Origin of the sequence: Geodermatophilus sp. CPCC 206100, assembly GCF_048569675.1 — a bacterium.
GTDB lineage: Bacteria > Actinomycetota > Actinomycetes > Mycobacteriales > Geodermatophilaceae > Geodermatophilus.
In genome coordinates this window covers 1-20,185 of the sequence record NZ_JAQISV010000043.1, presented here as the reverse complement: position 1 = coordinate 20,185, position 20,185 = coordinate 1, and the positions used below count along the sequence as shown (strand labels likewise).

Here is a 20,185-nt window from a genome sequence, read left to right as displayed (position 1 = left end):
GCTCAGCTGAGCCGCAGCACCCGCGCCTCCCACGGGCGCAGGACGGCGGGGTCCGCCCCGGGCAGGTTGCCCAGCACCAGCTCGGCGCCGGCCCCCTCCGGCAGCAGCTCCGCGAGCCGGTACTCGTGCCCGCTGACGTTGCACACCACGAGCAGGACCTCGCCGGCCAGCGCCCGGGTGAAGGCGTACACCGACTCGTGCTCGGGCAGGAGCATCGTGAAGTCGCCGAGCGCGACCACCGGCGACCCGTGCCGCAGGGCGATCAGCCGCTGGTGGTGGGCGAACACCGAGTGCGGGTCGCACCGCTGGGCGGCGGCGTTCCACTCCGTGGCGTCGGGGTTGACCGCGATCCACGGCGTCCCGGTGGTGAAGCCGGCGTTCGGGGAGTCGTCCCACTGCACCGGCGTCCGGGCGTTGTCCCGGCCCATCCGCCGGATCGCGGCGAGCACGGTGTCGGGGTCCGCGCCGTGCGCGACCGCCTGCGCGACGTGGTTGAGCGACTCGACGTCGCGCAGGTCGTCGAGGGAGGCGAACGGGGCGTTGGCCATCCCGATCTCCTCGCCCTGGTAGACGTAGGGCGTCCCCCGGTGCAGGTGCAGCAGCGTGGCCAGGCAGGTGGCCGAGTCGCGGCGGTACCGCGGGGAGTCGTCGCCGAACCGCGACACCGCGCGCGGCTGGTCGTGGTTGTCCCAGTAGAGGGAGTTCCAGCCGGCGTCGGCCAGCCCGGCCTGCCAGCGCCCGAACGAGGCCTTGAGGTCGGTCAGCCGCAGCGGGCGCGGGGAGAACTTGGAGCCCTCGAAGTCCAGCCCGACGTGCTCGAACTGGAACACCATGTCCACCTCCTCGCGCGCCGGGTCGGTGAACAGCCGGGCCTCCGCCACGGTGACGCCGGGCATCTCGCCGACCAGCAGCAGCTGCTCGCGGCGGCCGGCGAACACCTCGCGGTGCATCTCCTGCAGGAACTCGTGGATGCGCGGGCCGCAGACGACCGACCCCGACGCGTCGCCGTAGGGCAGGCCGGGCAGCGGAGGACCGTCGTGCAGCTCGCCGTCCGGGCCGACGTCCTTGCTGACGAGGTTGATGACGTCCATGCGGAAGCCGTCGACCCCGCGGTCGAGCCACCACCGCATCATCGCGTACACCGCCTGCCGGACCTCGGGGTTCTCCCAGTTCAGGTCCGGCTGCTTGCGGTCGAACAGGTGCAGGTAGTACTCGCCGCTGGCCTCGTCGAGCGCCCAGGTGGGCCCGGAGAAGAACGAGTGCCAGTTGGTGGGCTCCGCGCCGGGCGCGCCGGCCGCCATCCCCGCCCGCGGCGGCCGCCACCAGTACCAGTTCCGCTTGGGGGAGTCCGGCGAGGACCGGGACTCGACGAACCACGGGTGCTCGTCGCTGGTGTGGTTGACCACGAGGTCCATGACCAGCTTCATCCCGCGCGCGTGCAGCGCCGCGATCAGCTCGTCCAGCTGCGCGAGGGTGCCGAACAGCGGGTCGACGTCCTGGTAGTCGCTGATGTCGTAGCCGTTGTCGGCCTGCGGGGAGGGGTAGACCGGCGAGAGCCAGACGACGTCGGCGCCCAGCTCGGCCACGTGGTCCAGCCGCTGCAGCACGCCGCCCAGGTCGCCGACGCCGTCCCCGTCGGAGTCCATGAACGAGCGCGGGTAGACCTGGTAGACGACGGCGCGGGTCCACCACGGGGGCTGCTGGTCGGGCACCGCCCCAGCCCAGCACGGGCGGACGGTGCCCGCACCCGATCAGTCCTGTGGCGGTCCGGCGGGGGAGCTGTGGTGCACCGCCTCCACGTTGTTGCCGTCGGGGTCCCGGAAGAAGACGCCGTAGTAGCCGGGGTGGTACTCGGGCCACACCCGCGGCTCGTGCAGCACCTCCGCACCGGCATCCCGCGCCAGCGCGAAGACCTCGTCCACCGCCGCCCGGGACGGCGCTCGCAGCGCCAGGTGCACGGGGCGCTCGCGGCCCTCGGCGAGCGGGCTCAGCCACAGCTGCGGGTGCCCGTCGGGACCGGCCAGCCCGACGACGGGACCGGCGGGGGTCTCGTGGCGCAGGGCCTCGCGCAGGCCGATCGGGGCGAAGACGCGGGTGTAGAAGGCGATGGCGGCCGCGGCGTCGGCGGTCTGCAGTCCCAGGTGGTCGATCACGCCGCCGGAACCTAGCCCGACCGGCGACCCCGGGGAACCGCTGTTTGGATGGGAGCGACCCGTCGGGCCCGACCCGGCACCCGGAGCACCCGAGGAGAACCGATGGCCGAGCTGACCCGCCCCGACGTCGAGCCGCCGACCGGCCCCGCGCCCGAGGACCTGGTGGTCGAGGACCTGGTCGTCGGGGACGGCCCGGAGGCCGAGGCCGGGAAACTGGTGAGCGCGCACTACGTCGGCGTCACCCACGACGGCGGCGAGCAGTTCGACGCCTCCTGGGACCGCGGCGACCCGCTGGAGTTCCGCCTCGGCGTCGGCATGGTCATCCAGGGCTGGGACGAGGGCATCGCCGGCATGCGGGTGGGTGGCCGCCGCCGGCTGACCATCCCCGCGCACAAGGCGTACGGCGAGCGCGGTGCCGGCGGCGTCATCCGGCCCGGCGCCACGCTGGTCTTCGTCGTCGACCTCGTCGGCGTGCGGTGACCCCCGGCCGCCCCGCCGACTGAGGGGCGGCCCGGTGGGGCACTGGTGCGGCCATGACCCAACCGGCACCCACCACCGAGCACGCCCTGGCGAAGGCGGCCACCGAGGGCGACACCGGCGGTGAGTCCACCGGCACCGTCGTCGTCGCCGGGCTGGCCAACCTGGGCATCGCGATCGCCAAGCTCGTCGGCGGCCTGATCAGCCACTCCTCGGCCATGATGTCCGAGGCGGCGCACTCGGTCGCCGACACGATCACCGAGGTCCTGCTGTTCATCGCGCTCAAGCGCGGGAACAAGGCACCCGACGCCCGCCACCCGGTCGGGTACGGGCGGGAGACCTACTTCTGGGCGCTGCTGGCCTGCCTGGCCACCTTCACCCTCGGCGCCGGGTTCTCCTTCTACCAGGGCATCGAGACGATCCTCGAGGGCGAGGAGCAGGGCGATCCGCTGGTCGCCTACATCGTCCTGGCCGTCTCCTTCGTGCTGGAGGGCGCGTCCTGGCTCAAGGCGGTCCGGCAGGTCCGCGGCGCCGCGCGCACGTGGGGGACGACGTCCCGCCGCTACCTCGCCGAGACGTCCGACACCACGATCAAGGCGGTCACCTTCGAGGACAGCGCCGCCCTGGTCGGCCTGGTGCTGGCCGCGCTGGGGCTCGTCCTCGAGCAGGTCACCGGCGACCCGGTGTGGGACGGCGTCGCCGCCATCCTCATCGGCGTCCTCCTGCTGCTGGTCGCCGGCTCCCTGGCGCGGGCCAACGTCTCGCTGCTGATCGGCCAGTCGGTCTCCCCGCGGATCCAGGAGGAGCTGCGCCGGGAGATCGCCGCCCTCGACCAGGTCACCGACGTCCCCTTCCTCCTCACCACGGTCATCGGGCCCGGGCAGCTCATCGTCTCGGCCAAGGTGGACTTCGCCGACACCGCGACCGTCGCCGACGTCGAGCGGGCCTCCGACGAGGCCGAGCGCCGGCTGGTGGCCCGGCACGGGGGCGTCCGGTACGTGTTCCTCGACCCCACCCCCGGCGACGGCCGCGCGCGGGCGGAGGTGCACCGGCCGGAATGACCCGGCTGCCGCCCCGGTTGACCGGGGTCGTGCGCATCGAGGTGTGGTCCGACGTCGTCTGTCCGTGGTGCTACATCGGCAAGCGCCGGCTGGAGACCGCGCTGGAGCGGTTCCCGCACCGCGACCAGGTCGAGGTCGTGTGGCGGTCCTACCAGCTCGACCCGTCGATCCCCGAGGGCGAGACGCACCCGACGCTCCCCGCGCTGGCCGCCAAGTACGGCCGCAGCGTCGAGGACGTGCGCGCGATGATGCGGCACGTCGAGGAGACCGCGGCCGCGGAGGGCCTGCACTACGACCTCGCCGACGGCACCAGCGGGAACACCCTGCTCGCCCACGAGCTCCTCCACCTCGCCGCCGAGCACGGGCTCCAGGGGCGGGTGAAGGAGCGGCTGCTGCACGCCCACTTCGAGGAGGCGCGCTCGGTCTTCGACGTCGACTCCCTCGTCGCGCTCGCCGTCGAGGTCGGCCTCGACGGGGCCGAGGTGCGGGCGGCGCTCGGCGACTCCCGGTACCGGCCCGCGGTGCACGCCGACGTCCGCACGGCGCAGGCGCTCGGCGCGACCGGCGTCCCGTTCTTCGTCGTCGACCGGAAGTACGGAGCCGCCGGCGCGCAGCCGGCCGACCTGCTCCTGCAGCTGCTGGAGCGGGCGTGGGCCGAGGCCAACCCGCTGGTCACGGTCCCCGCCGCCGAGGGCTGCGCCGACGACAGCTGCGCGGTGTGAGCGAGGGCCCCTCACCAGCACGGGTGAGGGGCCCTCGCGGTGGCCCCCGCAGGGGGCCCTTCGATCACTGGGCGGCGGGCCCGGCCTGGTCGGTGCCCTGCAGGCGGCCGAGGAACTCGTGGCAGCGCTTGGCCCGCGCCGAGTCCTCGGACATGACGTCGCGGAAGAAGCCGGCGATGTCGTCGAGCCCGGCGTTCTCCGCGTCCCGGACGTACTGGCCGTAGTCGTGCCCGGCCTTGAGTGAGTGGTACTGGACGGAGATCAGGTCGTAGTAGACGTCCTCGAAGCCGGTTTCACCGGTGGCCATCGCGACCTCCTGGTCTGAGGGGTTGTGTGCGGGGTCACATTCCCCGGCCGGACCGGGTGAAACGGACCGCCCCGTCTCAGCTCCGGGACGCCGCTCCGCCGGTGACGTCCCCGCCGCCGGCGTCGTCGGCCTCGGTCCGGCCGGCGGCGAGCTCGTCCTCGGCCATCTCCTCCTCCCCGCTGACCGCCGGGTCGTCCGCGGTCGAGGCGAGGTCCTCGCCCTGGCCGTAGGCGCCGGGGTCGGCCTGCAGGGTGCGCGGGTCGTTGAGGGGGTCCGGGACGTCGGGATCGGTGACGGTCATGCCCGTCCCGTGCCCCGCACCCCGGGGGGCGAACCGCTGGCCGAATCCGTAACGAGTGTGTTACACATCAGCCCGTGGAGGCGCTCGCGGCCCTCGCCGACCCGATCCGCCGGGAGCTGCTCGCCCTGCTGGCGCGGGGGGAGCAGGCCGCCGGCGAGCTGGCCGGCCGCTTCCCGGTGAGCCGGCCGGCGATCAGCCGGCACCTGCGGGTGCTCCGGGAGGCCGGGCTGGTGACCTGCCGGGAGGAGGGACGGCGCCGCCTCTACGCGCTCGACCCGCGCCCGCTGCGGGAGCTCGACGAGTGGCTGGAGCCCTACCGCGACCTCTGGGCCCAGCGGCTGGACGCACTGGACACCGAGATCGCCCGCGGCCGGCGGGCGCAGAGGGGCGGAGGCCCGACATGACCCAGCAGGACGTGCACGCCCGCCGCGGCGTCGTCACCACCGAGGCCGACGGCCGCCAGCTGCTGGAGTTCCGGCGGTCCTGGCCGGACCCGATCGACGACGTCTGGTCCGCCGTCACCGAGCCCGAGCGGCTCGCCCGGTGGATCGGCCGGTACGAGGGCGAGCGCGGCCCCGGCGGCCAGGGCCTCTTCTTCATGACCCACGAGGGGGACGACGAGCCCGCCGGCTCGCCGGCCACGATCGTCGAGTGCGCGCCACCGCAGCGTCTCGTCGTCGACACGGCGGGGCCGGGGGAGACCTGGCGGCTCGAGCTGGACCTCACCGAGGAGGCCGGCCGGACGGTGCTGGTCTTCCGCCAGCGCTTCGCCCCCGAGGCCGACGTCGCCGACGTCGCCGGCGGCTGGCACTGGTACCTCGACCGGCTCGAGGCCGAGGTGACCGGCGGCGAGGGGCCGGGGGACTGGGAGCCGTTCTGGGCGGAGGTGGGTCCCGGCTACGGCCGGGACGTCACGGGCTGACCGACCGGCCGAGCACGGCCATCGCCACCGAGCCGGCGAGGCCGACCACCACGACCGGTGTCTCGACCGGGTCGGCGCCGGCAGGGGTCAGCAGCCGCCGGTTGAACCGCTCCACCAGGTAGCCCCCGACCATCCCGGTGCCGAGGATGCGCAGCGCCTGGCGCGCCCGCTCGTGCGGCCCGGCCGCCAGGCGGGCGACGGCCCAGGCCTGTGCGCCCAGCATGTAGGCCGGTGCGCTGTAGGACGTGCCGAACCAGAGCGAGTCGCGCCCGACGTGCGCCGGGTCACCCCGCATGAGGGGGACGTCGAAGGCGCGGCGCCGCCGCAGCGACAGCACCTGGCCGACCAGGCCGGCGGCGAGCTGGATCGCGGAGGCGGCGACGAGCGCCCTGCGGTGGGCCATGGGCGCGCAGCGTAGGGGTCCGCGGCTCACCCGACGTGGCGAACGACCAGGGACTTCGGGCCCTCGGAAAGACGTCCTATACGTGTCATCTCTCACGGTTACAGCCCGGTTGCACGCCGGTAGCCTCGGTGCACCGGTGTCCCGGTCGGCGCCTCCGGCGCACGGTGGACCGGACGACCGCCCCGACGCACCAGCCCCGCCGGGTGTCCGCCCGGCGCGCCCTGAGGATGGAGACGCCCTTGACCTCCGTGGCCACCCCCGGTCTCGACAACGCACCCACCACCCACGCCCGCCTGCTGGCCTGGGTGCGCGAGATGGCCGAGCTGACCACGCCCGACCAGGTGGTCTGGGTGGACGGCAGCGACGAGGAGTGGGCACGGCTCACGGACCGGCTGGTGGACGCCGGCACCTTCACCCGGCTGGAGCAGAAGCCGAACTCCTTCTGGTGCGCGTCGGACCCCAGCGACGTCGCGCGGGTCGAGGACCGGACCTTCATCTGCTCGGTCGACGAGGCCGACGCGGGGCCGACCAACAACTGGATGGCTCCCGGCGAGATGAAGTCGATCATGACCGAGCTGTACCGCGGGTGCATGCGCGGCCGGACGATGTACGTCATCCCGTTCTGCATGGGCCCGGTCGAGGCCGAGAACCCGATGTTCGGCGTCGAGCTCACCGACTCCGAGTACGTCGTCGTCTCGATGCGGGTGATGGCCCGCATCGGCAGCGCGATCCTCGAGGCGATGGGTACCGACCGGCCGTTCGTGCCGGCCATGCACTCCCTCGGCGCCCCGCTGGAGCCGGGCCAGCAGGACGTGCCGTGGCCCTGCAGCGACACCAAGTACATCGTGCACTTCCCCGAGGAGCGGGCCATCTGGTCCTACGGCTCCGGGTACGGCGGCAACGCGCTGCTGGGCAAGAAGTGCTACTCCCTGCGCATCGCCTCGGTCATGGCCCGCGACGAGGGCTGGCTCGCCGAGCACATGCTGATCCTCAAGCTGACCAGCCCGCAGGAGGAGACGTACTACGTCGCCGCGGCCTTCCCGAGCGCTTGCGGCAAGACCAACCTGGCGATGCTCGAGCCGACCATCCCGGGCTGGAGGGTCGAGACCCTCGGCGACGACATCGCCTGGATGCGGTTCGGCGAGGACGGCCGGCTCTACGCCCTCAACCCCGAGTACGGCCTGTTCGGCGTCGCGCCCGGCACCGGCTGGGACACCAACCCCAACGCCATGCGCACCATCGAGCGCGGCAACTCCGTCTTCACCAACGTCGCGCTGACCGACGACGGCGACATCTGGTGGGAGGGGATGACCGACGAGCCGCCGGCCCACCTCACCGACTGGAAGGGCCGGGACTGGACGCCGGAGAGCGACGAGCCCTCCTCGCACCCGAACTCGCGGTTCTGCACCCCGATCACCCAGTGCCCGATCCTGGCGCCGGAGTACCCGGACCCGCAGGGCGTGCCGATCTCGGCCATCCTCTTCGGCGGTCGCCGCAAGACGACGATCCCGCTGGTCACCGAGGCCCGTGACTGGAACCACGGCGTCTTCATGGGCGCGACGCTCTCCTCGGAGACCACTGCCGCCGCCACCGGCGCGGTCGGCGTCGTCCGCCGCGACCCGTTCGCGATGCTGCCGTTCATCGGCTACAACGCCGGTGACTACGTGCGGCACTGGGTCGAGACCGGCAAGGCGCACGACGCGGCCGAGCTGCCGAAGATCTTCTACGTGAACTGGTTCCGGCGCGACGAGGACGGCGGGTTCCTGTGGCCGGGCTTCGGCGAGAACAGCCGGGTCCTCAAGTGGGTCGTCGAGCGCCTCGAGGGCACCGCGGCCGCCGTCGAGACGCCCGTGGGGCACGTCCCGACCGCCGACTCCCTCGACGTCTCGGGCCTGGACCTGACCGTCGAGCAGGTCGAGCAGGCGCTGGCCGTCGACGTGGACGAGTGGCGCGCCGAGGTCCCGCAGATCACGGAGTGGTTCCAGAGGTTCGGCGACAAGCTGCCCAGCACCATGTGGGACGAGCTCGCCATCCTCGAGCACCGGCTCGCCTGAGAGAAACACCCCCTGCCCCCACCGCTCGTACGCTCGCGGCGGGACCCTGCAGGGGGCCGCCCCGTCCCGGTCGACGACTGGGGCGGGGCCGTCCGCGTCCCGGGGACGGCGCGCACCGGCGCGTCCGTCCGTCGTCCGGCCGCGGGACGGGACGTCGGTTAGCGTGGCCTCAGGAACACCCGCTGCGCCCTGCACCTGAGACGACAGGTCCCCTTCCCGTGCCCAATCCGTACCTGCACGTGCTGCGCACCCCGCACGCGCTGCCGATGGTGTTGGCGGCGTTCATCGGGCGGCTGCCGCTGTCGATGGTCGGACTGGGGTCGGTCCTGCTGATCGCCTCCGAGACCGGTTCCTACGGCCTCGGAGGCGCTGTCGCCGCGACCGGGGCGGTCACCACCGCCATCTCCGGGCCGCTCATCGGGCGGTGGGCCGACACGCACGGCCAGCGCCGCACCCTGCTGCCCGTGCTGGTGGTCTTCGTCGTCGCCGGCTGCGTGTTCCTCCCCGCGGTGAAGGGCGACTGGCCGCTGTGGATCGTGTTCGCCTCCGCCGGAGTGGCCGGCGCGTGCATCCCGCCGGTCGCCTCGATGATCCGCGTGCGCTGGACGCACCTGCTGCGCGGGACGCACCGGCTGCCGACGGCGCTGGCCATGGAGTCGGTGGTCGACGAGTTCGTCTTCATCGTCGGCCCGGTGCTGGTCACCTTCCTGTCGACCACCGGGCACAGCACCTCGGGCGTGGTCACCGCGTTCACCCTCGCGGTGATCGGCAGCCTGCTGTTCGCCGCCCAGGGCCGCACCGAGCCCCCGCCGCACGGGCACGCCGCCCGCACCGGCCCGGCGGCCATCCGCAGCGGCGGCATCCGGGTGCTGTTCGTGGTGGGCGCGGCGGTCGGCGCCATCCTCGGCACCCTGGAGATCGCGCTGGTCGCCTTCGCCGACCAGGAGGGCGCGATGTCGCTGTCCGGCGTCCTCATCGCCGCGCTCGCGGTCGGTTCGATGGCCAGCGGCATCGGCTGGGGCACGGTGCACTGGCACTCGCCCCCGCGCATCCGGCTGGCCGTCGTCCTGGTGCTGCTCACCGTGCTGAGCGTCCCGCTCCTGCTGGTCCAGGACATCTGGGTGATGATCCCGTTCGTGATCGTCGCGGGGATCGCCGTCTCGCCGTCGCTGATCAGCTCGTTCACCCTCGCCGAGCTGCTGGTCCCGCGGTCGGCCACCACCGAGGCGTTCACCTGGATCGGCACCGCCCTCGGCCTCGGCGTGGCCATCGGCGCCTCCGTCGCCGGCAAGATCGTCGACCTCGCCGGCGCCAACGCCTCGTTCCTCGTGGCCACCGTCGCCGCCGCGGTGGCCGCGGTCGTCGTCTGCGCCTGCCAGCGGGTGCTGCACGTGCCCGCCGAGCACGCCGCCGAGCCGGCGATGGCCCGATGAGCACCGAGCGCCCGCCCGGCGCCCGGACCATCGACGAGGTGCTCGCCGAGGCCCGCGCCCGCCTGGACCGGCTGGAGCCGGCCGAGGCGGCCGCCCGGGCGGCGGAGGGCGCCATCCTGGTCGACACCCGCCCGGCGTTCCAGCGGGAGGCCGACGGCGAGGTCCCCGGCGCGCTGCTCGTCGAGCGCAACCACCTGGAGTGGCGGTTCGACCCGGCCAGCGACGCCCGGCTGCCGGAGGCCAGCGGCTACGACGTCGAGGTCATCGTGCTGTGCAACGAGGGCTACTCGTCCAGCCTCGCCGCGGACTCGCTGCGGGCCCTGGGCCTGCACCGCGCCACCGACGTCGTCGGCGGCTACCAGGCCTGGCGGGCCGCGGGCCTGCCCACCACCGGCGCCTGAGTCACCGCGGGCGCGCGGCGGCGTCCAGTGCGGCGCGGGCGTCGGCGGCCAGCCGGCCGACGAGCTCCCCGGCGGGCACCGGCTCGGCCAGCGCGGCGGCCTGCCCGGCCCACAGGTGGGCGTCCTCGGGGTCACCGGCGGTGCGGGCCGCCGCCCGCACCGGCGCGGTGAGGAAGTGCACCTCCGGATAGGCGGCCGGCGCGTCGGCGTCCAGCGCGCGGACGGCGTCGTTCACCAGCGCCCGCGCCCGGCGCCCGGTGAACGCGCGGGTCACCGTGGTCGGGCGGCCCTCGGCCAGCGCCGCGGCGTGCACCGGCGGCGTCCCCGCCTCCGGCGTCCGCAGGAACGCCGTGCCCAGCTGCGCGAGGGCGGCGCCCGCGGCCAGGACGGCGGCCACCCCGGCGCCGTCGGCGATGCCGCCGGCCGCCACCAGCGGCAGCGGCGTGACCCGGCGGACCAGGGCGAGCAGCGGTAGCAGCCCCAGCTGCGCCGGCTCCTCGTCGGTCAGCCCGCCCCGGTGGCCGCCGGCCTCCCAGCCCTGGACGACGAGGGCGTCGGCACCTGTCGCGGCCGCCGCGACGGCGTCCTCCGGCGACGTGACGGTCACCCACACCGGCACACGGGCCGCGTGCAGGTCGCGGACCAGGTCCTCCGGGGGCAGGCCGAAGGTGAACGAGGCGACGTCCGGCCGCAGCTCGGCCAGCAGCTCGGCCTTCGCGCCGAACGCGTCGTCGCCGTGCGCCGGGGTCCCGGGCGCGACGCCGAACCGCGCGCCGCGGCCGGCGATCCGCTCGGCGTAGCCGGCCAGCCGGGCGACCTCCTCCGGCCGCTCGGCCACCGGCGCGAAGACGTTGACCCCGAACGGGGCCGGGCCGCGGTCGCGCACCGCGGCGACGTCCGCGCGCAGCTGGGTCGGGGTGCGGTAGCCGGCCGCCAGGAAGCCGAGACCGCCGGCCGCGCCGACCGCCGCGACCAGGGCGGGCGTGGACGGGCCGCCGGCCATCGGCGCGGCCACGATCCGCGCGGGGACCGGGGGGAGGGGGAGGGGCGTCGTCACGGGCCCAGCCTGGCCGGGCGGGCCCGAAGCGTCACCTAGCATCCGGGCGGTGACGCGACCGCGACCCGCCGCCGGCGGCGGCCGGCAGCTGGGGATCCCGCCCGAGCGGCTGGGCCGCTGGCTGGACGGCGTCGCCGACCGGCACGGCGCGTTCACCGAGGTGACCGTCGAGGACGGCGCGGTGCGCGTCACCTGCGCCGACACCACGACGCTCACCCTCCGCCCGCCGTTCGGCTGGTCGCCGGGGCCCGCGCTGCTCACCTCGCTCACCACCGGCGCGCGGCAGCCGCACCGGGCGGCGGTCCTCCTCGTGCGGCGGGGGCGGTGGGCGGTCGGGGTCTTCGACGGCCCGGACCTGGTGGTCTCCAAGGTCGACTCCCGCCAGGTGCAGGGCCGGACCGCGGCCGGGGGGTGGAGCCAGCAGCGGTTCGCCCGCCGCCGCGGCCACCAGACCGACGCCGTCGTCGCGGCCGCGGTCGAGACCGCCGTCCGGGTGCTGCTCCCGCACGCCGGCGGGCTCGCGGCGGTGTTCACCGGCGGCGACCGCGGCCTGGTCGACGAGGTGCTCGCCGACGCCCGGCTGCGCCGGCTGGCCGAGCTGCGCCGCGCGCCGGCCCTGGACGTCGGCGAGCCGACCAAGGCCGTCCTGCTCACCACCCCGCAGCAGTTCCGGGCCGTGCAGGTGCATCTCCTGGAGCCGGACGAGGAAACGGCGTAGCGTCCTCCGACCGTGTCCTCCGCACCGAGCGAGACGACCACCACCGCCGACCCCGTCCTGACCGCCGAGCGCGCCCACCTGGCGCGCGCGGCCGACTGCCTGACCGCCATGCGGGCGGCCACCCGCACCGTCGGCGACGCCGGCGTCGACGCCTGGTCCTCCGAGCGGCTGGGCGCCGCCCGCGCCGAGCGGCTGCGCGCGCTGGCCGCCGATCCCGGCGTGCCGGCGTTCTTCGGGCGCACCGACACCGGGACGGAGACCTTCCACATCGGCCGGCGGCACGTGCGCGACGCCGCCGGCACCCCGGTGGTCATCGACTGGCGGGCGCCGATGAGCCGGCCGTTCTACCAGGCCGGGCCCGCCGATCCGCAGGGGCTGGTGCGCCGCCGCCGGTTCGGCTTCTCGGGCGGGGAGCTCACCGGCTACGAGGACGAGCTGCTCGGCGCGGGCGAGTCGGCCCCCACCGGCCGGCTGCTGCGGGCGGAGATCGAGCGGCCGCGCAGCGGGCCGATGCGCGACATCGTCGCCACCATCCAGCCCGAGCAGGACGCCATCGTGCGGGCGCCGCTGGCCGAGTCGATCTGCGTCCAGGGCGCTCCGGGCACCGGCAAGACCGCCGTCGGCCTGCACCGGGCGGCCTACCTGCTCTACACCCACGGCGGGCAGCTGGCCCGCACCGGCGTGCTCGTCGTCGGGCCGAACCGCGCCTTCCTCCGCTACATCGAGCAGGTGCTGCCGACCCTCGGCGAGGTCGACGTCGAGCAGACCACGGTCGCCGAGCTCACCGCGCGGGTGCCGGTGCGGGCCGCCGACCCGCCGGACGCCGCGGTGCTCAAGGGCGACGCCCGGATGGCCGAGGTGCTGCACCGGGCGCTGTGGGGAGCGATCGCCAAGCCGGCCGACGACGTCCAGGTGCCGCTGGCCGGCCGCCGGTGCCGGGTCTCCGTGTCTCGGCTCAAGCGCTCGGTGGACGACCTCCGCCGGCGGGGCCGGGCCGCCGACGACCAGCAGGTGCTGCACTACGCGGCCGGCCGCGAGCGGCTGGCCATGACCCTCGCCGAGGACGCCCGCCGGCAGGCGGAGGAGGCCGGCAGCAGCCCGACGGACGCCGAGACCCGCCGGGCCGCCCGCAGCGCCGAGGTCCGCGCGGCCTGCGACGCGACCTGGCCCGCGGTGGACGCCGCGGAGCTGGTGCACGCCCTGCTCACCGACCCCGCCCGGCTGGCCCGGGCCGCCCGCGGCGTCCTGGACGAGGCCGAGCAGGAGCTGCTGCGCCGCCCGCCGGGCCCGCTGCGCGCCGCCCCGTGGACCGCGGCCGACGCGGTGCTGGTCGACGAGGTGGCCGGCCTGCTGGAGCGGACCGGCGGCTACGGGCACGTGGTGCTCGACGAGGCCCAGGACCTCTCGCCGATGCAGTGCCGGGCGGTCGCCCGCCGCCTGGCCGCGGGGTCGCTGACGGTGCTCGGCGACCTCGCGCAGGCGACCAGCCCGGAGGCGGCCGCCGACTGGGGACGGACGCTGTCGGGCCTGGGGCGCCCCGACACCGTCGTCCGGCCGCTGACCCGGGGCTACCGCGTGCCGGGGGAGGTGCTCGAGTACGCCAACCGGCTGCTGCCGGTGATCGCCCCCGGTCTGCCGGTGGCCACCGCCGTCCGCCGCGGGCCGGGCTCGCTGCGCTTCCGGGCCGACGGCGCGGTGGCCGACGCCGTCCGGGAGGTGGCCGCCGCGCCGGGCTCGGTCGGCGTCGTCTGCGCCGACGAGGTGGTGGCCGAGGTGGCCGGGGCGCTGACCGGTGCCGGCCTGCCCGCCGCCGTCCTGACCGAGGACGGCGAGGCGGCGCGGCTGGCCGTCGTCCCGGCGTCCCTGGCCAAGGGACTGGAGTTCGACGCGGTCGTCGTCGTGGACCCCGCGGGGATCGCCGCGGCCGAGCCGCGGGGGCTGCACCGGCTCTACGTCGTGCTCACCCGCGCGGTGAGCACACTGGTGGTGCTGCACACCGGGGAGCTCCCCGAACTGCTACGGGAGTGACGGGAGCCGCGCGCTCGGGTATTCCGCCTGGGCGCGTACGGCGCGGGTGGTTGTGGACGTCCCCGTTCTCTGTTCCAGTGAGCCTCCACGGAAGGAGGACCATGAACCGGCGCACGGACGGCCGGGTCGGCACGCTGCTCAAGCTGGCCGCCACGATCCTGGCGGCAGGGGCACTCGTGGCAGCCCTCCTCTTCCCGTGGGTCGGCGGCCCTCTCTCGGCAGCCCAGCAGTCGACCAGCCTGCTCGGGGACCTCCCCACCGAGCTCACCATCGACACCCCGCCGGCCAACACGGTGGTGCTCGCCGCCAACGGCGAGCCGATCACCTACTTCTACGACGAGAACCGCGCCCCGGTGCAGCACGACCAGATCGCCGAGGTCATGAAGCACGCGATGGTCGCGATCGAGGACGCCCGGTTCTACGAGCACCACGGCCTCGACGTCCAGGGGACGATGCGGGCGCTGGTGACCAACCTGGCGGCCGGCGGCGTGCAGGAGGGCGGCTCGACGCTCACCCAGCAGCTGGTGAAGCAGACGCTGCTGCAGACCGCCGACACCCCCGAGGAGCGCCGCGCGGCCACCGAGCAGACGGTGGGCCGCAAGCTGCGCGAGGCGCGGATCGCCCTGGCGCTCGAGGACACCTACTCCAAGGACGAGATCCTCACCCGCTATCTCAACATCGTGTACTTCGGGCAGAACGCCTACGGCGTGCAGCCGGCCGCCCGCGCCCTGTTCGGCGTCGACGCCGCGGCCCTCACCCTGCCGCAGGCGGCGCTGCTGGCCGGCCTGGCGCAGAGCCCGACCGCCGACGACCCCTTCACCAACCCGGAGGCGGCCACCCAGCGGCGCAACGAGGTCCTCTCCCGGATGGCCGAGCAGGGCTACGTCAGCGCCCAGGAGGCCACCGACGCGCAGGCCACGCCGCTGGGCCTCGCGCCCGCGCCGCCGCCGCGCCGCGGCTGCGTCCAGGCCAGCGTCGGCTCCTTCGTCTGCGACTTCGTGCAGCGCTACCTGATCCAGGAGCTGGGGCTGACCCAGGAGGCCCTGGACAACAACGGCTACGTCATCCAGACGACGCTGGACGTCGACCTGCAGCGCTCCGGCGACGCCGCCGTCCTCAACACCCTGCCGATGGGCGACTCGCTGGCCGGCATGTTCTCCGCGGTGGAGCCCGGCACCGGGCACCTGCTGGCGCTGAGCGTGAACCGGGTCTTCGGCTTCGACAAGAACGACCCCGCGCAGGAGTCGTTCAACCTCAACGTCGCGCCCAGCCAGGGCTCCGGCTCGACCTACAAGGTCTTCGTCGCCGCGGCGGCCCTGGCCCGCGGCTACTCGAGCTTCTACACGCTGACGACGTCCGACCCCTACGTCTCGCGGGTCTACCGGGACGGCTCGGCCCGCTACGACGTCGAGAACGCCGGCACCTACCGCTCGACGCTGGACCTGACGACCGCCCTGTACCAGTCGTCCAACACCTACTTCCTCGCGCTCGAGGACGCCCTCGGCAGCGTCGAGGAGCCGGTGCGGATGGCCGAGCGGATGGGCCTGTTCCAGTTCAACGACCCGGCGCTGCCGCAGCAGATCATCGACGAGAACCGGGGGTCGTTCACCTTCGGGCCCGAGCCGACCAGCCCGCTGGGCCTGGCCAGCGCCTACTCGACGCTGGCGGCCAGCGGCACGCAGTGCGACGTCGTCCCAGTGACCGCCGTCCTCGACCAGCACGGCGAGCCGGCGGTCGGCCCCGACGGCGAGCCGCTGGCCGTCGGGGACCGGTGCACCCCGGAGGCGATCCCGCCGGGCGTGGCCAACACGCTGAACCAGATGCTGCGCAAGGACGTCGAGCCGGGGAGCCCCGGCCAGACCGGCTCGCGGGCCTACGTCCGCGGCCACCAGATCGCCGGCAAGACGGGGACGTCGCAGGACAACTTCTCGGTCGCCTTCGTCGGCTACACCCCCGAGATCACCGCCAGCGTCATGGTCCTCAACCCGAAGCGGAACGAGGACGTCGGCGGCTTCGGCGGTGGCAAGGGCGCCACCATCTGGCGCGACGCGATGGCCCCGGTGCTCGAGGCCCGGGGCAGCGGGGAGTTCCCCCCGGCCGACGAGGTCGTGCAGAACGGCAACACCCGTCCGGTGCCCGGGTGCGGCTCGGTGCGGGCCTGCGAGTCGGCGCTCGCCGACGCGGGCTTCCAGCACTCGACCGTCCGCGTGGACAGCGACGAGCCCGCCGGCACCCTGCTGGGCACCAGCCCGCCGCGCGGCGGGCGGGCCGTGCAGGGCCAGGTTGTCTCGATCCTGGTCAGCAACGGCTCGGACTACTCCCCGCCCGCACCCCGGCGCCAGCCCGTGCCCGAGCCCGAGCCGGGACCGCCACCGCCCGCGGACGACTCGGCGCCGCCGGGCGACGAGGCGCCCGCGCCCGACGAGGGGCCGCCCGACGGCGGCGGACCCCCGGTCGCCCCGGGCGAGGAGGGGCCGGGCCCCGGGGACTTCGGGGACGAGGGCGACGACTTCGGCTGACCCGAGCGGATCCGCTCGTCGAGGGACTGGGTGATCAGCCACCCGCCGATCAGCACCAGGTGCAGCAGGAACAGCCACAGGCTGATCGCCACGACGGCACCCACCACTCGCAGCCCGCCGAACGGCGCACCCAGCGCCAGGGGCAGCGACAGGAACAGCACGAAGCCCTGCAGGAAGCCCGACAGGCACGCCGCGGTGAACAGCGTGCCGGGCACCAGGGCCGGCCAGCGCAGCCGGCCCGCGGCGACGACCCCGTAGCCCCACAGCAGGGGCACGGTGAGGGCGAACAGCACCGAGTAGTAGCCGACCGCCAGGCTGCCCAGCACGCTGCCGCGCTCGGTCAGGTCCGCCATGGCCGAGGCCGCCAGCAGCAGCGGGTAGAGCAGCAGCGGGGTGGCGACCACCAGCGGCAGGGCCAGCAGCCGGCCGCGCCAGCCGGTCAGCGTGTCCCGGCGTGGGGTGAACCGCAGCAGCGCACGCCGCAGCCCCTCCCCGTAGAAGGACAGCGGCAGGAGGGCGAGCACGAACTCGACCAGGCTCATCCCCACGCCGGCCTGGGCCAGCGCCCGCACCGCCTCGGGGGCGCCGAGCTGGGGCGGCAGCAGGTCACCCAGCCGGTCGGCCAGCCGCAGCACGGTGTCCGGTGAGGTGAGCAGCGCGGTCAGCGAGAACGCCACCAGCAGCAGCGGCACGATCGCGATGCCGGCGTAGAAGGTGAGCCCGGCGGCGATGAGCGCGAGGTCCCGGCCGCGCAGCCGCCGTGTCACCCCGCGGAGCAGGAACGCGGTCTCGGCGCGCCACCGGGCCGCCGACCACGGCCTCAGGGCCGGTCCAGCAGGTGTCGGGCCGCCGCGTGGCCACCCAGGCCGCTGACCGCTCCGCCGCGCACGGTGCCGCCCGAGGAGGCCGCCACGATCCGCGGGTGCGACGTGGCCACGCCCCAGGTGCCGACGTCCTCGGGGGTCGCGGCGACCGGCCAGGACAGGTCCCCGTGGAAGATGTGGCCGCCCGGCATGGCGAGCGAGGCCTCCACGTCCAGCGGCGAGGCCGCCTGCAGGCACGGCTCCCCGGCGGCGTCCCGGGCCAGGCAGTCCAGCAGCGGCTCCGCCAGGTGGGCGTCGAGCTGGGCCACCACCCGCCGCACCGCCTCCCGCCGGGTGCCCACCGGGTCGGCGCGGAACAGGTCGGCGGGGGTGTGCAGTCCGAACAGCGTCAGGGTCTGCCGGCCCGCCGCCCGCTCCTCCGGACCGAGGATCGACGGGTCGGACAGCGAGTGGCAGTACACCTCGAACGGGATGACGTCGGGCAGCGCCCCCGCGGCGGCCTGCGCGTACGCCGTGTCGAGCTGGGACGCGGCCTCGTCGACGTGGCAGGTCCCGGCGAACGCGACGGCGGGGTCGACGCCGGAGCGCAGCCGGGGCAGCCGGTCGAGGACCATGTTGACCTTGAGCTGCGCGCCGTCGGTCGTCGGCCGGGGCGGCGCGCCGGTCAGCCGGTCCAGGACGGCCGGAGCGGCGCCGCAGACGACGGAGCCGGCCGCCACGGCTCGCTCGGTGCCGTCGTCGTCGGTCCAGTGCACGGTGACGCCGTCGGCGCGCGGCTCCAGGGCCGTGACGGTGGCCCGGGTGAGCAGCTGCGCCCCGGCGGCCCGTGCCGCCGCCGCCATGGCGGCGCTGACCGCACCCATCCCGCCCACCGGCACCCGCCACCGGCCGGTGCCGTTCCCGACCACGTGGTAGAGGAAGCAGCGCCCGGCCGGCCCCGCGGCGTCGTGCACGTCGGCGAAGGTGCCGATCAGCCCGTCGGTGAGCGCGACCCCGCGGACGACGTCGGAGCCGAGCTCGTCGGCGACCACGTCGGCCAGCGGGCGCTCGACGAGGTCGGTGAACAGCTGCGGGTCGCGGAGCCGGCGGGTGAGCCCGGCGGGGGAGAGCAGCGGCTCGGTGAGGGTCGGGGCGAGGTCCTCGGCGAGGCCGACCAGCCGACCGTAGAACCGGCGCCACCCCGCGAGCTCGGCGTCCGAGCCGGTCAGGGCGCGGAAGGAGGCCGCGGTGGCCGGTCCCTCGTCCCGCTCGACCAGCAGGCCCGGGCCGCCCGGGACGGCGGTGTAGGAGGCCACCGCGCGGTCGGTCAGCGCGACCTCCAGCCCCAGGTCGGCGACGATCCGGTCGGGGAGCAGGCTGACCAGGTACGAGTAGGCCGACAGCCGGACGTCGACCCCGGGGAAGACCTGCTGGCTGACCGCCGCGCCGCCCACCGACTCCAGCCGTTCGAGCACGAGCACCGACCAGCCGGCCCGGGCCAGGTAGGCCGCGGCCACCAGCCCGTTGTGGCCCCCGCCGACGACGACGGCGTCGTAGCTGCTCCGCACGCTCACCGGCGGACCGTAACCGGCGGTCAGCCGCCCTGGGTCGGGGCGTCCTCGCTCTCCTCGCAGTCCTGCCCCGGGGCCTGCTCGGCGGTGCCGCAGTCCTGCTCGTTGCGCTCGACGTCGGTGTTGCCGCCCTCCCCGGCGCTGCTGCAACCGGAGAGGGGCCCGGCCAGCGCCGCGCCCAGGGCGAGCACGACCAGAGGTCGCTTGAGGTCCATGCCGTTGCTCGTGCTCGGCGGGGCCGCTCGCCAAACCCCGGCTGCCCCTCGTGCCCCACCCGTCCCGGCCGAGTCGCGGATGAAGTGGAGAGTCCACCAAATCACATGCCGGTGATTGTCACGGCGCCGTCACCGCCCTTACTGTCAGTACGTCCAGCAGGGCGCTCCGTCACCACCGTGGGTGACACCCCGCCGGATGCCGCCGAGCCTGTGCCCCCCTTCCCCGGGGGTGCCGGGCCGGGGACCCACCGAAGCACCGGGGTGAAGCGCGATCGGCCGCTCGCGGCCGCGAGCGCCGGGCGTCCTCCCGCCCGAACCCGTCAGCTGACCCGGTAGGCGGCCGTGGAAGGAACGGAGAGCCGCCGCACCATGGCGACCCCTCGCACCGCCCGTCCCGCGGCCTGGCGCCGCGCCGCCGTCGTCCTCGCCGGCGCCCTCGCCCTGGCCGGCGTACCGGCCGCGGCCGGCGCCGAGCCGGGCACGGCTCAGGAGGCGGCCCGCCTCGTCGCCGAGCGCGGCCACCAGCTCGAGGTGGTCACCGAGCAGTTCAACGAGGCGCGCGTGGAGCTGGACGCCCGGCGCCGGGCCGCCGACGAGGCCGCGGCCGCGGTCGCGGGGGCCCAGGCCGCCGTGGACGCCGCCCAGGGCCAGGTGGCCGGGGTGGCGCGCACCGCCTTCACCGGCGAGAGCATGGGCTCGCTGCGGGCGCTGCTCACCAGCGGCTCGGCCGACGAGTTCGTCAACCGGGTGAACCTGCTCGACGCCGTGGCCGGCCACCAGGGCGAGCTGCTCCGCCAGGCGGCCGCCGCCGGCGAGGCCGCCGCGCAGGCCCGGGTCGTCGCCGACCGGGCGGCGGGCGAGGCGCAGGCGCAGTACGACACCGTCGCCGGCCAGCAGGCCGACCTGCAGGGCCAGATCACCGAGTACCAGGCCCAGTACGCCCGCCTCAGCGCGGAGGAGCGCCGCGCCGCCCTGGCCGCGGCGGCCACCGCGCACGCGGCGACCCCCGAGCGCGCCAGCCGCGCCGAGCGCGAGGCGCC

Annotated in this window: 19 protein-coding genes, 2 pseudogenes and 1 riboswitch; of the genes and pseudogenes, 12 read left to right on the top strand and 9 right to left on the bottom strand. The window is 75.4% G+C overall.

Features of this window, described 5'->3' with window-relative positions; genetic code table 11:
* Window positions 1–2 precede the first annotated feature (2 nt).
* Both PGN05_RS18975 and PGN05_RS18970 read right to left on the bottom strand, forming a co-directional pair.
* The gene (locus PGN05_RS18975) at window positions 3–1,712 is read right to left on the bottom strand and encodes a glycoside hydrolase family 13 protein (protein WP_419754127.1); all 1,710 of its coding nucleotides are present in this window, start codon (window positions 1,710–1,712) and stop codon (window positions 3–5) included.
* A gap of 39 nt (window positions 1,713–1,751) precedes the next feature.
* Window positions 1,752–2,153, bottom strand: a complete 402-nt coding sequence (locus PGN05_RS18970) for a VOC family protein (protein ID WP_419754126.1) — start codon at window positions 2,151–2,153, stop codon at window positions 1,752–1,754.
* 102 nt (window positions 2,154–2,255) lie between these two features.
* On the opposite strand from PGN05_RS18970, the gene PGN05_RS18965 reads away from it, so the two are divergent.
* Genes PGN05_RS18965 through PGN05_RS18955 form a run of 3 tightly spaced genes read left to right on the top strand, consistent with a single transcriptional unit; the run spans window position 2,256 to window position 4,413 of the window.
* Window positions 2,256–2,633, top strand: a complete 378-nt coding sequence (locus PGN05_RS18965; protein WP_419754125.1) for an FKBP-type peptidyl-prolyl cis-trans isomerase — start codon at window positions 2,256–2,258, stop codon at window positions 2,631–2,633.
* 53 nt (window positions 2,634–2,686) lie between these two features.
* Window positions 2,687–3,691 (top strand): cation diffusion facilitator family transporter, encoded by a 1,005-nt coding sequence (locus tag PGN05_RS18960; RefSeq protein ID WP_419754124.1) that lies wholly within the window; start codon window positions 2,687–2,689, stop codon window positions 3,689–3,691.
* Window positions 3,688–4,413, top strand: coding sequence for a DsbA family oxidoreductase (locus tag PGN05_RS18955; RefSeq protein WP_419754123.1), 726 nt, complete (start codon window positions 3,688–3,690; stop codon window positions 4,411–4,413). The genes PGN05_RS18960 and PGN05_RS18955 overlap by 4 nt, the downstream gene beginning before the upstream one ends.
* 64 nt (window positions 4,414–4,477) lie before the next feature.
* Here PGN05_RS18955 and PGN05_RS18950 read toward each other — a convergent pair whose 3' ends face one another.
* Together PGN05_RS18950 and PGN05_RS18945 are read right to left on the bottom strand one after the other, a co-directional pair.
* Entirely contained in the window at window positions 4,478–4,720 is a 243-nt protein-coding gene (locus PGN05_RS18950) for an acyl carrier protein (protein WP_419754122.1), read from the bottom strand.
* A 76-nt stretch (window positions 4,721–4,796) separates the two neighbouring features.
* Window positions 4,797–5,021, bottom strand: coding sequence for a hypothetical protein (locus PGN05_RS18945; protein ID WP_419754121.1), 225 nt, complete (start codon window positions 5,019–5,021; stop codon window positions 4,797–4,799).
* Between the two features lie 74 nt (window positions 5,022–5,095).
* Here PGN05_RS18945 and PGN05_RS18940 point away from each other — a divergent pair, with 74 nt between their 5' ends.
* Entirely contained in the window at window positions 5,096–5,425 is a 330-nt protein-coding gene (locus PGN05_RS18940) for an ArsR/SmtB family transcription factor (protein ID WP_419754120.1), read from the top strand.
* Window positions 5,422–5,943 (top strand): SRPBCC family protein, encoded by a 522-nt coding sequence (locus PGN05_RS18935; protein WP_419754119.1) that lies wholly within the window; start codon window positions 5,422–5,424, stop codon window positions 5,941–5,943. The genes PGN05_RS18940 and PGN05_RS18935 overlap by 4 nt, the downstream gene beginning before the upstream one ends.
* Here PGN05_RS18935 and PGN05_RS18930 read toward each other — a convergent pair.
* Entirely contained in the window at window positions 5,933–6,346 is a 414-nt protein-coding gene (locus tag PGN05_RS18930; protein WP_419754118.1) for a hypothetical protein, read from the bottom strand. The genes PGN05_RS18935 and PGN05_RS18930 overlap by 11 nt on opposite strands.
* A gap of 248 nt (window positions 6,347–6,594) precedes the next feature.
* Between PGN05_RS18930 and PGN05_RS18925 the strand changes: the two genes are divergently transcribed.
* The 3 genes from PGN05_RS18925 to PGN05_RS18915 all read left to right on the top strand — a co-directional run bounded on the left by PGN05_RS18925 (window position 6,595) and on the right by PGN05_RS18915 (window position 10,234).
* On the top strand, window positions 6,595–8,400 hold the full coding sequence (locus tag PGN05_RS18925; protein ID WP_419754174.1) for a phosphoenolpyruvate carboxykinase (GTP): 1,806 nt from the start codon (window positions 6,595–6,597) through the stop codon (window positions 8,398–8,400).
* Window positions 8,401–8,618: 218 nt separating this feature from the next.
* The gene (locus PGN05_RS18920; RefSeq protein ID WP_419754117.1) at window positions 8,619–9,833 is read left to right on the top strand and encodes an MFS transporter; all 1,215 of its coding nucleotides are present in this window, start codon (window positions 8,619–8,621) and stop codon (window positions 9,831–9,833) included.
* Entirely contained in the window at window positions 9,830–10,234 is a 405-nt protein-coding gene (locus PGN05_RS18915; RefSeq protein ID WP_419754116.1) for a rhodanese-like domain-containing protein, read from the top strand. The genes PGN05_RS18920 and PGN05_RS18915 overlap by 4 nt, the downstream gene beginning before the upstream one ends.
* Window position 10,235: 1 nt before the next feature.
* Here PGN05_RS18915 and PGN05_RS18910 read toward each other — a convergent pair whose 3' ends face one another.
* Window positions 10,236–11,291, bottom strand: a complete 1,056-nt coding sequence (locus tag PGN05_RS18910) for a nitronate monooxygenase (RefSeq protein WP_419754115.1) — start codon at window positions 11,289–11,291, stop codon at window positions 10,236–10,238.
* A gap of 49 nt (window positions 11,292–11,340) precedes the next feature.
* Here PGN05_RS18910 and PGN05_RS18905 point away from each other — a divergent pair, with 49 nt between their 5' ends.
* The 3 genes from PGN05_RS18905 to PGN05_RS18895 all read left to right on the top strand — a co-directional run bounded on the left by PGN05_RS18905 (window position 11,341) and on the right by PGN05_RS18895 (window position 16,556).
* Window positions 11,341–12,009 carry an acVLRF1 family peptidyl-tRNA hydrolase gene (locus PGN05_RS18905; protein ID WP_419754114.1) on the top strand — a complete coding sequence of 223 codons (669 nt, stop codon included), beginning with the start codon at window positions 11,341–11,343 and terminating at the stop codon, window positions 12,007–12,009.
* 12 nt (window positions 12,010–12,021) lie between these two features.
* On the top strand, window positions 12,022–14,037 hold the full coding sequence (locus PGN05_RS18900; RefSeq protein WP_419754113.1) for a HelD family protein: 2,016 nt from the start codon (window positions 12,022–12,024) through the stop codon (window positions 14,035–14,037).
* Window positions 14,038–14,138: 101 nt separating this feature from the next.
* Entirely contained in the window at window positions 14,139–16,556 is a 2,418-nt protein-coding gene (locus PGN05_RS18895) for a transglycosylase domain-containing protein (RefSeq protein WP_419754112.1), read from the top strand.
* A gap of 23 nt (window positions 16,557–16,579) precedes the next feature.
* Here PGN05_RS18895 and PGN05_RS18890 read toward each other — a convergent pair.
* From PGN05_RS18890 to PGN05_RS18880, 3 genes and pseudogenes are all read right to left on the bottom strand, one after another.
* Window positions 16,580–17,323: pseudogene (locus PGN05_RS18890) on the bottom strand (YhjD/YihY/BrkB family envelope integrity protein); the annotation flags it as partial.
* Between the two features lie 53 nt (window positions 17,324–17,376).
* The gene (locus PGN05_RS18885; RefSeq protein ID WP_419754111.1) at window positions 17,377–18,933 is read right to left on the bottom strand and encodes a phytoene desaturase family protein; all 1,557 of its coding nucleotides are present in this window, start codon (window positions 18,931–18,933) and stop codon (window positions 17,377–17,379) included.
* 20 nt (window positions 18,934–18,953) lie between these two features.
* Window positions 18,954–19,145 carry a hypothetical protein gene (locus PGN05_RS18880; protein ID WP_419754110.1) on the bottom strand — a complete coding sequence of 64 codons (192 nt, stop codon included), beginning with the start codon at window positions 19,143–19,145 and terminating at the stop codon, window positions 18,954–18,956.
* A 205-nt stretch (window positions 19,146–19,350) separates the two neighbouring features.
* A riboswitch (cyclic di-AMP (ydaO/yuaA leader) is annotated at window positions 19,351–19,499 on the top strand.
* 15 nt (window positions 19,500–19,514) lie between these two features.
* On the opposite strand from PGN05_RS18880, the pseudogene PGN05_RS18875 reads away from it, so the two are divergent.
* Window positions 19,515–20,185, top strand: a pseudogene (locus tag PGN05_RS18875) (NlpC/P60 family protein); the annotation flags it as partial.